Genomic DNA, 10,205 nt, shown 5'->3' on the forward strand with positions numbered 1-10,205 from the left:
GGTTGCCTATGCGCCGTCCAGCGCCGCCAGTTCATCCTCGGTGAGGATGGTGGATGCGCCTACCACGGCCTGGTCGACGTGTTCGACGCTGCTGGCTCCGACGATCGGGGTCAGCGCCGGGCTCCCGGAGGTCAGCCATGCGAGCACGACCTGGCCCGGTCGGAGCCCGCGCGCAGCGGCGACGCGGGTCAGCGCCGCCAGCCGTCGTTCGGTGCCGGGGTGGCGGTACTCGGTCTCGAGCGGGCGGTCGTTTCGGTCGTATCGGCCCTGGAGGTTGGCGGTGTAGACCCAGCCGTCGAACGACGGGTTGCGTCGCAGGAAGTCGAGGCCGTCCGGTGACAGCATTCCCAGCGGGATCGGCTGGCCCTCCACGGCCATGCCGCCGGCGGGCTGGAGGTAGGAGTAGCGCTGCTGGTAGGCGCTTGGTTGCGGGTGGTCGGCATGTTCGGCGGTGGCCCGGATCCGCTCGAGCAGCCAGGACGGGTGGTTTGACAGGCCCCAGCGAGCGGTCAGGCCGTCACGGACCAGGCCGCCGAACGTCTCGATCAGGTTCTCCACCGGAACGGTCGGGTCTTCGACGTGGGCCCAGTACAGGTCCACACCATCCACGCCCAGCCGCTCCAAGCTCCTTGCCATGGCTCCGCGAACGACGTCCTCGCGCAACCCTTCGAGGTGGTCGGGGAACCCGCCGACCCGCGTGGGCTGGGCGCCGACCTTGGTACTGAGGCGGACGCGGACCCCGGGGTTGGACGCCAGCCAGCGGCCGAGCAGCGCCTCGCTCTGGCCGCCGAAGCCGGTCTCGGAGGTCCAGAAGCTGTAGTTGTCGGAGGTGTCGATGAAGGCTCCGCCCAGTTCGGCGTACCGGTCGAGGATCGAGAAGGCGGTCCGTTCGTCCACCCTGGTGCCGAAGTACATCGCACCGAGGGCCATCGTGGGTGTGTTCATGGCACCAGCCTCGTTGCTGGAGCGCGCTCCAGGTCAAGCCGCGAGTTGGTCGTTCCGCAGACTTCCGATGGGGAAAATCGGGTCCGTCCGCTCCACCTACTTGATTTCAGCTGCGAGCTTTGGGTATTCCTTGGTCCTCAAGGGGGCGATGCCCGCAGGCGCGCCCGTCAGGCTCTGAATTATTCCTTCGAAGGCGTCGAGTGCGGCAGTTGTCTCTTTGTAGAGGGTTCTCGCGTCCTTGAGTGCCTCTATCGCAAGTCGGTAATCGAATTGCGCGGAAGTGTCGTCTGGCACCGGATCGGTCATGCCATTCTGGTATGTATCTCCGAGGATCGAATAGCGTTCATTTTGGATCGCCATATACTGGCGGAATCTCAGAAGCGCGTCGTCGACCCTGTCGTGAACGATCGTCTCTCGGTTGCCGAGTGTACGATAAATCATTGCGTTGAGCAATGCGAACTGGCATGCCAATTCGGCAGAATCTCGGAATGTCTCCAGCCTTCTAGCGCTCCTGTAGCGGCCGGGAAGAAATTCTGGAAATTTCTGGCGAAATCGCTGCCATGTATTTTTGTTCTGCCAGATCTCCGGCGACCACTCCCAAGTGCGATAATTTTCCAGTGCTTTGGTGCGTGCGGTGTATGCCAGTTCAAGATTTCCTGCTACAGCCTCCAGCATTGACGCCCGCTCCGGACCTTGTAGCTTCAATGCGCCGAGCCACTGTCGCTGTGCTGTCTCCTGATGGACATCTGATACGGCCCCCAGTATCTCCACCATCCGCTGAGATGACTCGTCGGCCAACAGTCTGCGCAAGGTGCTTGCCGTCGTAACAAGGCTTCTGAGTAACGCCCACTCCACAGCCATGACAGCAGTTTGACGCATCGCCTCCGCCCATGCCCCAGAGTCGGCCACCTTTGAGCGAGGGATCCTCGCGGCTGGGTTGCGGTCTCGCGTGGGTGACCAATACTCCAGCCGTAGATCGTTATGGGCCCTGGTCGTGGGGCTGTCTGCCACTGGCGGAAACTCAGGTGGCCTCGGCGCACGATCTGGGTATGGTCGGGCAATGCCCGAGCTGGAGCGGCTGCATGCCGGCCACGCCCCGGCGGTCCTGGCCTTCGAGTTGGCGAACCGCACCTACTTCGCTGCCTCGATCTCCGATCGCGGCGACGACTTCTTCAACCAGTTCACCGACTGGTACAACGCTTCGCTGGCCGAGCAGGAGACTGGCATCTGCGACTTCTACGTGCTCGTCGCCGAGGACGGCTCGGTACTCGGCAGGTTCAACCTGTACGACTTGGAGGACGGCACTGCCAGACTCGGCTACCGGGTCGCGGAGCGGGTCGCCGACCGCGGCGTGGCGACCGCGACCGTCCGGGAGCTGTGTCGGATGGCGACAGCGATGCACGGCCTGAGCACACTGCGGGCGGCCACCTCCTACGACAACGCCGGGTCCCAGAAAGTCTTGGCCAAGGCCGGGTTCGTACCGGTTGGCCCTGCCACCCCGGCCGATCTCGGCGGCAAGTCAGGCACTTGGTACAAGCGCGACCTCCAGCCATAGACCTTGATCTTGCTCGTGGGTCGGCTGCGGGAAGGCTGCGGCCACCGCTGGTCAACGGTGTGTGAAGACTAACGATCTTGCGGTGGCCGCAAGTCACAGCGTGGACCCCGCTCGCTGGCAGGAAGCGTTCGAGGGCCTGATGAGCCGGATAACCGGCCGGTTCGCCGGGTTGAACGCCGGCGTCGGGTACGGGATCTGATGGTGGGGCTGCTGTCGGACCTGCCAGGCAAAAACTGCTGGAGCATCGTCGAGTGGACCGGAGAGGCCACCCCGGCCGGCATGCAGCACCTGCTCGGCCGGGTCCGATGGGATGCCGACGCCGTGCGTGATGACGTGCGCGAGTACGTCCTGGAGCATCTGCACGACGAGGGTGCAGTGCTGGTGGTCGACGAGACCGGGGACGTGAAGAAGGGCAGGCGTACCGTCGGCGTCCAGCGCCAGTACACCGGCACCGCCGGGAGGAACGAAAACGCGCAAGTCGCTGTCTACCTCGTCTACGCGGAGCTGCGCGGGCACGCGGCGGTGGACCGGGAGCCGACATCCCGCACTCCTGGACGCGCGCCCCGGATCGCTGCCGAGCGAGGGCCTGGACGAGAACACCGTCTTCGCGACCGAGCCGGAGCCGGCCGCCCGCATGATCGGCCGATTTCTCGATGCCGGGCACCGCGCCGGCTGGGTCGCGGCAGACGAGGTCTACGGCGGTAACCCAAAGCGGCGCTCCGCGCTGGAAGAGCGCCAGGTCGGCTACGTGCTCGCCGTCGCCTGCTCACATGAAGCCACCCACCGGCGCGGGGAAGTTCCGCGCAGGTATCCTGGCCGCGAAGGTGCCCAAGCGGGCTGGCGGAAGCTGTCGGCCGGGGCCGGCACCACAAGGGACACCGCTTCTACGACTGGGCGGTCATCGATCTGACCGAACCCCGCCCCGGTAGCCGCCAGCTGCTGATCCGCCGCTACCGCACCACCGGTCAACTCGCCTACTGCCGCTGCTTCTCACTTGACCCGGCGCCCCTGAACACCCTGGTCCGCGTCGCTGGATCAAGGTGACGGGTGGAGGAGACTTTCCAGTGCGGAAAGGGTCTGGCCGGACTCGACGAGCACCAAGTCCGCCGCTGCACCTCCTGGTCCCGTTGGGTCACCCTGGCCATGCTCGCTCACGCCTTCCTCGCCGTTGTCCGCGCCGACGAACACGCCCGGCGCCCGCACCTGACGGACTTATCCCGCTCACCTGCAACGAGATCCAGCGACTGGTCATCACCTTGGTCGTCCGGCCCGTGCGCGAGGCAGCCCACCGGCTCGCCTGGTCCGCATGGCGATGCCGCCACCAGGCCCGAGCCCAAGCCATCAATTACCGACGACAAGCCACGAATCGGTCATGAAGATCACGATCCGCCTGTGCTCGCGGCCTCAGCCCCAGCTGGCCGAACGCATGGCCGACGATGAGCCTGTCGAGGTCGGACCTGCCCTCACCATCGAGGAGCGTCCCGCATGGTCGACCTCACCCAGCCCTACTGCGTCGGCCCATCGGCGAGTTCATCTCTGTTCGGCTACGGTGCGGACGGACGCGTTGCAGAACGGGTGCATAGGATCGCCGGCATGGCACTGCGACCTGTCCAGGTGAACATCAAGGCTCTTGACGACGCGGCGGTCGGCCGGTTCTGGGCGGAGGCGCTCGGCTGGAGTGTTTCCAGCGAGGGGCCCGGCGTGACCAACGTCGAGCCCGGCGGCGACTTCGTCTGGCCGGACCCGACCGCCGTCTGCATCGACGTCGTTGCCGTACCGGAACCCAAGATGACGAAGAACCGTGTGCACCTCGATCTCGCCACCACCTCTGCGGCCCATCAGGCGGAGTTGGTCGCGCGCCTGAAGGCTCTCGGTGCGACGCCCGCCCACGTGGGCCAAGCCCCAGTGCCGTGGACGGTCCTCGCCGACCCGGAGGGCAACGAGTTCTGCGTGCTGGAGCCTCGGGAGATCTACCGGGACACCGGGCCGATCGCCCGGGTGGTGGTCGACTGCGCGGATCCACGAGCCATGGCCCGGTTCTGGGACGAGGCGATGGACTGGACCCTGCACGAGGTGACCGACGACCGTGCGGTGTGGCGTTCCGCCAAGGATGTCGGCCCGTACCTCGAGTTCCGACGCACTGGTGTGAAGACCGTGCCGGACCGCGTCCATCTTGACCTGCTGCCGTACGCAGGTGACGACAAAGCAGCGGAGGTGGCCCGGCTGCGGGCCCTCGGCGCCACCGATCTCGACCTCGGACAGGGCGACGTCCCATGGACGTGCCTGGCCGACCCGGAGGGTCACGAGTTCTGCGTCCTCGGCTCGTCGTGAGGCGGAGCCCTGACGACACCCCCGTACGGGAGCCCGGTGGGTTCCGTGTCGCCGGGGCTCGCAGGGACACGTTCTGTCGCCGACGGGCCTTCGCGTGTCCGGGACGAGCTCAGCGCCCCGCACCGGTGACGTTCCCGGCTGTCGGTGTGTTCGGTCGATGGGTGGACGTCGCTGAGGACGAGGCGCGCAGCCCGGTCTCCTCTCCCGGGCCCCGTCCTCGTCCTCCCCCAGCCTGCCGAGGACCTGTGGGCGATCGCCGGCAGCACCGCCCGCACCGCCGGCCGATTCGGTCCCGGGTCACGCCAGTTCTGCCTCGAACCCCTGGCGCCAGGACGGGTAGCGCAGGTCCCAGCCGAGTTCCCGCTTGGCCTTGGCGTTGGAGAAGCCGCGCCCCTCGGTCATCATCGTCACCGCCACCTCCCCGGCCAGCAGCCGGGCCAGCCACACGGGGACCCGCATCGGGGGCTTCGCCCCCGCACACGCGGCCAGGTGGGGCAGCCACTCGTTCGCCGGGGCCGGCTCGTCGTCGACGATGTTGAACACGCCCCTCGCCTTCTGCTCCACGGCGAGGACGGTGGCGCTCGCCGCGTCGTCGAGGTGCACCCAAGAGCTGTACCCGGTGCCGCGTCCGACGAGCGGGAACTGCCGCCTGCGGACGAGTTCGGCCTGGTCGTCGATGGCGCCCGGCCCGTAGAGCCCGCCGTAGCGCAGGACCGCGCCGTCGGCCTTGCCGACTGCGTCCTCGACGTGGCTGATCGCCTCCGTCACCGGGCGCATCCTCGTCCCTTCCATCGGGTCCAGCGGGTCCTCCTCGGTCTTCACCCAGCCGCCCTCGCGGATCCCGTTCCAGCAGGCGTAGCTCTGGGCCACGACGTGCGGGACGCCGGTCGCCCCGGCCGCAGCCAACAGGTGATCCGTCCCCTCGGTGCGCAGCCGGTTGGTGGTGGTGAACCAGCGGTCCATGTGCCGGATGTCGGGCTTTCCGGAGATCGCCGTCATCTGGTGCACGATGGCGTCCGGGCGGGCCGCGGCCACCGCCTGGCCGACCGACGCCGCATCCAGTCCGTCCATCACCACGCCTTCTGCGCCCAGCTGCTCCAGCAGGTCCAGCTTGGCCGCGCTCGTCGAGGTGGCCGTCACCCGGTGCCCACGGGCCACGAGCTGCGGCACCAGCCGCCGCCCCAGTACTCCGGTTCCGCCTGCCACGAACACCCGCATGACCATCACCCTCCTGAATCCGGAAATCTGTCTCCGACACCTGGGACGATCCGAAACCGGCCGTCTGTGACATGGGAGGGACAACAGGCCGGAGAACCGCCGGCGGCCGCCGGTCAGGATGCGCAACCGCGTGGGAGCATGACCTGTGGCGGCTCAGCTGCCCAGGTACTCGTGAACCAGACGAACGGCGGTGGCTCCCTCGCCCACGGCGGACGCGACACGCTTGATGGAGCCCTTCCGGGTGTCCCCGGCTGCGAAGACGCCGGGGACGCTCGTCTCCAGCGGCATGGGGTCCCGGCTGAGCGGCCAGCGCGCCGGGGAGTCCTCGCGGATCTCGCGTCCGGTCACCAGGTACCCCTGCCCGTCACGCGCCACGCTGTCCGGCAGCCACTCGGTGTGCGGTTCGCCGCCGATCATGATGTACAGGGCGGCTGCCGGGACCCGCTCGACGTCATTCGTGGTCCGGTCCTTCAGCGTCAGGTGGTCCAGCTGCCCGTTGCCGCCCCCGTCGATCACCTCCGTCCGGCAGCGGACCATGATGTTCGGCGTCGCCTCGAGGACGCCCACCAGATAGGCCGATGCCGACTTCGCCAGGCTGTCGCCCCGCACCAGCAGCGTGACCGTGCGAGCGTGCTGGGCCAGATACGTCGCGGCCTGAGCGGCCGAGTTCCCGGCGCCGACGATGAAGACGTCCTGGTCGCGCATCGCCCGGCTCTCGCCCACGGCCGTTCCGTAGAACACTCCGTACCCGACGAGCGCCTCCAGGCCCGGCACGCCGAGCCGCCGCCAGTCGACCCCCGTGGCGATCAGCACCGCGCGGGCGCTGACCTCGGAGCCGTCCAGCATGCGCACCACGCGCCGTTCGCCACGCTGTTCGAGCGCGACCGCCTGCTGCGCGAAGACGATGTGCGCTCCCATCAGCCACGCCTGTTCGCAGGTCTGCTCCATGAGTGCGCCGCCGGCGATGCCGTGCGGAAAGCCCGGATAGTTCCTGATCATCGGGCTCGTTCCGGCCTGCCCGCCGGAGATGGCCTTCTCGAGGAGCACCGTGTCCAGCCCCTCGGACGCCGCGTAGACGGCCGCTGTCAGCCCAGCCGGCCCGGCGCCGACGATGGCGATGTCGCAGACGTCCATGTCGTTGGTGACGCTGACCCCGAGCGCACGCGCGAGATCGGGCAGCTCGGGGTCGACGAACGCCTGACGGTCGTGGCGGATCACCACGGGCAGTCGCGAGGCGTCGACGCCCGCCTCCTTCAGCAGACGGCGTCCGCTCTCCTCCTCGGCCGGATAGAGCGCGCACGGCAGATTGAAGCGCGCCATCACCTCGCGCAGCTCCCGCACCCGGGGGTCGCCTCTGCGCGCAACGACGCGGAACAGCTCGAATGTCGGCTCCTGCTCCGTCGCCCAGGAGGACAGATATTCGCTGACAGCGCGGTAGAGCATCTCGTCGTCCGCCCACGGCCGCACGATGTGGTAATCGGCACGTCCGAGCGCCATCGCCTGGACGGCCGGGCTGGTCGACGAGTAATCGCGGTCCACGAGCAGTACACGCTTGGCACGTGGATGGAGCTCGTGGGCCGAGGCGAGGAGGTCGACGCAGTCGTCATCCATGATCAGCAGAGCAACGGGGGCTCCGGCCCGCGCCAGTTGCTGCAGTGCGGTGAGTGCGGCTTCCGGCGACCCCTCACCCCTCACCGCGAACGCTCTGCCGAACCGGCGCGTGAGGTCGGCCAGCAGCACCCGAAGCGAACTCGGGTCCTGGTCCACCACGAAAATGACCGGCGACGTCACCTGAGCAAGCCTAGTCGCGGTCAGGGGGTCGTGCGCGGTGACGGCTGCCGCCGCACAAGGGCTGACCTCATCGAGGGGCTCTTGGGCGCTGATCAGGCCGGGAGGTCAGCGCCGCGGCGGGGGCAGCCGGCGGGGCTCGATGCGCTCCTCGGCTGCCGAGTCCCCCTCGCGGGTGACGGCATAGGCGCCCTTCCCCGCCTTCTCCGTGACGGCTTCGACGAGTTCGGTCCCGCGGTAGACCAGCCCTACTCCGTCGTCCGTGCAGTGGGTGGCGGGCAACGTGCCGTCCGCGACCAGTCGCTGCACCAGGGGCCGGCGCCCCTTGTCGACGTCGTAGTGGACGCCGTTCCCGTAGGGCAGGAAGCCGAGAGCGTCGGTGAACGGCCGCAGTTCGGGTCCGAACGAGTCCGTCGTGCCACCCTGGAACCAGCAGATCGACCCCGCACTGACACCGCTGAGCACCACGCCGGCCTCCCAGGCCCGGCGGAGGAGGGCGTCGAGTCCATGAACACGCCACACGGCCAGCAGGTTCGCCACCGAGCCGCCCATGACCCAGACGACGTCCTGGTCGAGGACAGCACCCTCCACGTCATCGAGGTTCGGCATGGGGAACAGATGCAGCGGGGTCAGGTCGAATCCGGCCACGCGCGCGGCCTCCGTCATCCGTGCGGTGAAGTGCTCGGCGTCGCCGATCGCCGTCCCGACGTACATGACCCGCGGCCTGCGTCCCGCGACGCCCGACAACTCGACGGCGTGGTGCACCAGGGCGTCGAAGGTCACCATCGTGCGGCCTCAGGCGCGGTGGCCACCGGAGGTGGCGAGGATGGTGGGCTCAGGGGAGGGTATGGCGTGACTCTACCGAGGTGCCCGCGCGGCTCCCTGTCTGATTCGGGGCGGCGACGTGAGACTTGCACGCGGTGGGCGGCCCGGCCGGCCTCACCTGTGCGTGCCGTTCTCAGTGGCCTCGCCAGATGTTGTCGAACGCCGCCTGCTCGATGTCCCGCCGCTGCCGGACAGCGCCCAGTTCCGTCGTCGCGTCGTCGACCGCGGCGAGCACGGTCTCCACCGGCTCGTCGAACGCACCGGGGTCCACTGCCGCTTCCTGGGAACCGATGCCGACGGCCGTCGCCAGGGCGCCAAGGACGGGCTCGTCCGAGGCCCAGCGGTCACCGGCCAGACGGCGGTCGAGGGAGTCGGACGGCACGCGCCGACCTTGCCGGAACGACGTCCAGCCGCGACGTTGCCGCGTGAGCTGCCCGTCCTCCTCCATGCCGGCCAGATAGGCAGCGGCCAGCCCACGGCCCCGGCGCCACAGCCAGTCCTCGATCGACTCGTAGGGCGCCTCCCGGGTCAGCGACTCCGCTGCAACGCTCAGCAGGCGATCGACCGTCGTCGGCCGGTCACCGGGCACGATCCGGTCACCGTCCAGTGTGACGGCCCCGGTGGCCAGCAGGTCGACCAACTCGGCTCCCGCCAGCGCGAGTGACAGCTCCCCTTGTTCCACGGGACGGCTGGGCGCCACGTCCAAGGCGGTGAACATCAGGTCCCGTGGTGTGTTCATGCGGCTCCAGGTCGGAGGTGCTCGCGACAGCGCCGACTAGTCGGCCGGGCCCGAATCGGGCTGCCCGACACGACTCTCCTGTCCGAGCTTAGGGAGCGAGGGCTGCGGCTGCATGCCACGGGCCTTTCGGGCCCGGTCCCCATTGGCGACGGTCAGCAGATCGGTGTCCGCCGGGCTCGGAGCGGGGCCGGACGATCACGTGTGACGGCTCGGGCCGTCCGTCAGGCAGCAGCCTGCAGATCCTGGGCCGTCAGCAGGGACAACAGGCGGATGCCGGCGGCTGCGAGGGCGTCGGCGCCGCCCTGCTCACGGTCGAGCACGCACAGGGCTTCGTGAACCTGAGCACCCAGGGCGCGCAGATCCGCGGTCGACAGTTCGATCTGTCCACCACTGGCGACGACGTCCTCCACGACCAGTACCCGACGGCCCGAGATCTCGGCTCCCTCTGCGAGCCGGCAGGTGCCGTGTGCCTTGGCCTGCTTGCGCACGAACGCACAGGGCAGCCCCGTGTGCCGGCCGAGCGCGGTCACCACCGGGATACCGCCCATCTCCAGGCCGGCCAGAACCTCCGTGCCGGACGGCACCAACGGAGCCATCCGCCGGGCGATCTCGTCCAGCAGAGCAGGGTCGGCCTCGAACCGGTACTTGTCGAAATACTCCGTTGCGACGCGTCCGGATCGCAGGGTGAACTGCCCGGTCAGATGGGAGGCGGCACGGATGCGGGAAGCGAGATCAGCATGGGTCACAGGCGTTCAGTCTTCCAGCCACGTATGTCCGCCGAACAACTAGCCTCGCCGTTTCGGT

At 68.7% G+C, this 10,205-nt stretch carries 11 protein-coding genes; 4 read left to right on the forward strand and 7 right to left on the reverse strand.

The features are described from left to right. Positions 1-6: 6 nt before the first annotated feature. Complete coding sequence (locus M1E25_RS24260) at positions 7-945, reverse strand: aldo/keto reductase (RefSeq protein WP_251419230.1); 939 nt, start codon at positions 943-945, stop codon at positions 7-9. Between the two features lie 96 nt (positions 946-1,041). Continuing rightward, positions 1,042-1,806 (reverse strand): hypothetical protein, encoded by a 765-nt coding sequence (locus M1E25_RS24265; RefSeq protein WP_251419232.1) that lies wholly within the window; start codon positions 1,804-1,806, stop codon positions 1,042-1,044. Positions 1,807-2,005: 199 nt separating this feature from the next. On the opposite strand from M1E25_RS24265, the gene M1E25_RS24270 reads away from it, so the two are divergent. The 4 genes from M1E25_RS24270 to M1E25_RS24285 all read left to right on the forward strand — a co-directional run bounded on the left by M1E25_RS24270 (position 2,006) and on the right by M1E25_RS24285 (position 4,831). Then, positions 2,006-2,500, forward strand: coding sequence for a GNAT family N-acetyltransferase (locus M1E25_RS24270; protein ID WP_251419233.1), 495 nt, complete (start codon positions 2,006-2,008; stop codon positions 2,498-2,500). A gap of 198 nt (positions 2,501-2,698) precedes the next feature. Next, positions 2,699-3,205, forward strand: coding sequence for a transposase (locus M1E25_RS24275; RefSeq protein WP_251419235.1), 507 nt, complete (start codon positions 2,699-2,701; stop codon positions 3,203-3,205). Next, entirely contained in the window at positions 3,135-3,410 is a 276-nt protein-coding gene (locus tag M1E25_RS24280) for a hypothetical protein (RefSeq protein WP_251419237.1), read from the forward strand. Before M1E25_RS24275 ends, M1E25_RS24280 begins: the two co-directional genes overlap by 71 nt. 683 nt (positions 3,411-4,093) lie before the next feature. Then, positions 4,094-4,831: a VOC family protein gene (locus M1E25_RS24285; protein WP_251419239.1), complete on the forward strand. Its 738-nt coding sequence runs from the start codon at positions 4,094-4,096 to the stop codon at positions 4,829-4,831. A 297-nt stretch (positions 4,832-5,128) separates the two neighbouring features. Here the strand turns inward: M1E25_RS24285 and M1E25_RS24290 are convergent, their stop codons facing one another. The 5 genes from M1E25_RS24290 to pyrE form a co-directional block, all read right to left on the reverse strand. Continuing rightward, positions 5,129-6,055: an NAD-dependent epimerase/dehydratase family protein gene (locus M1E25_RS24290; protein WP_372501402.1), complete on the reverse strand. Its 927-nt coding sequence runs from the start codon at positions 6,053-6,055 to the stop codon at positions 5,129-5,131. Between the two features lie 147 nt (positions 6,056-6,202). After that, the gene (locus M1E25_RS25850) at positions 6,203-7,840 is read right to left on the reverse strand and encodes an NAD(P)/FAD-dependent oxidoreductase (RefSeq protein WP_251419243.1); all 1,638 of its coding nucleotides are present in this window, start codon (positions 7,838-7,840) and stop codon (positions 6,203-6,205) included. 105 nt (positions 7,841-7,945) lie between these two features. Continuing rightward, a complete protein-coding gene (locus M1E25_RS24300) occupies positions 7,946-8,623 on the reverse strand; it encodes a Type 1 glutamine amidotransferase-like domain-containing protein (RefSeq protein ID WP_251419244.1) in 678 nt (225 codons plus the stop codon). Between the two features lie 172 nt (positions 8,624-8,795). After that, positions 8,796-9,401 carry a GOLPH3/VPS74 family protein gene (locus tag M1E25_RS24305; RefSeq protein ID WP_251419246.1) on the reverse strand — a complete coding sequence of 202 codons (606 nt, stop codon included), beginning with the start codon at positions 9,399-9,401 and terminating at the stop codon, positions 8,796-8,798. A gap of 221 nt (positions 9,402-9,622) precedes the next feature. Continuing rightward, a complete protein-coding gene (gene pyrE / locus M1E25_RS24310) occupies positions 9,623-10,147 on the reverse strand; it encodes an orotate phosphoribosyltransferase (protein ID WP_251419248.1) in 525 nt (174 codons plus the stop codon). Positions 10,148-10,205 lie beyond the last annotated feature (58 nt).

Source organism: Streptomyces meridianus (assembly GCF_023703325.1).
In the GTDB taxonomy this organism is placed as follows: domain Bacteria; phylum Actinomycetota; class Actinomycetes; order Streptomycetales; family Streptomycetaceae; genus Streptomyces; species Streptomyces meridianus.

Excerpts from the sequence above, each read along its gene's own strand:
- M1E25_RS24260 (WP_251419230.1), bottom strand. The coding sequence starts at position 945 with ATGAACACACCCACGATGGCCCTCGGTGCGATGTACTTCGGCACCAGG.
- M1E25_RS24275 (WP_251419235.1), top strand. The coding sequence starts at position 2,699 with ATGGTGGGGCTGCTGTCGGACCTGCCAGGCAAAAACTGCTGGAGCATC.
- M1E25_RS24265 (WP_251419232.1), bottom strand. The coding sequence starts at position 1,806 with ATGGCTGTGGAGTGGGCGTTACTCAGAAGCCTTGTTACGACGGCAAGC.
- M1E25_RS24270 (WP_251419233.1), top strand. The coding sequence starts at position 2,006 with ATGCCCGAGCTGGAGCGGCTGCATGCCGGCCACGCCCCGGCGGTCCTG.
- M1E25_RS24305 (WP_251419246.1), bottom strand. The coding sequence starts at position 9,401 with ATGAACACACCACGGGACCTGATGTTCACCGCCTTGGACGTGGCGCCC.
- M1E25_RS24280 (WP_251419237.1), top strand. The coding sequence starts at position 3,135 with ATGATCGGCCGATTTCTCGATGCCGGGCACCGCGCCGGCTGGGTCGCG.
- M1E25_RS24285 (WP_251419239.1), top strand. The coding sequence starts at position 4,094 with ATGGCACTGCGACCTGTCCAGGTGAACATCAAGGCTCTTGACGACGCG.
- M1E25_RS24290 (WP_372501402.1), bottom strand. The coding sequence starts at position 6,055 with ATGGTCATGCGGGTGTTCGTGGCAGGCGGAACCGGAGTACTGGGGCGG.
- M1E25_RS24300 (WP_251419244.1), bottom strand. The coding sequence starts at position 8,623 with ATGGTGACCTTCGACGCCCTGGTGCACCACGCCGTCGAGTTGTCGGGC.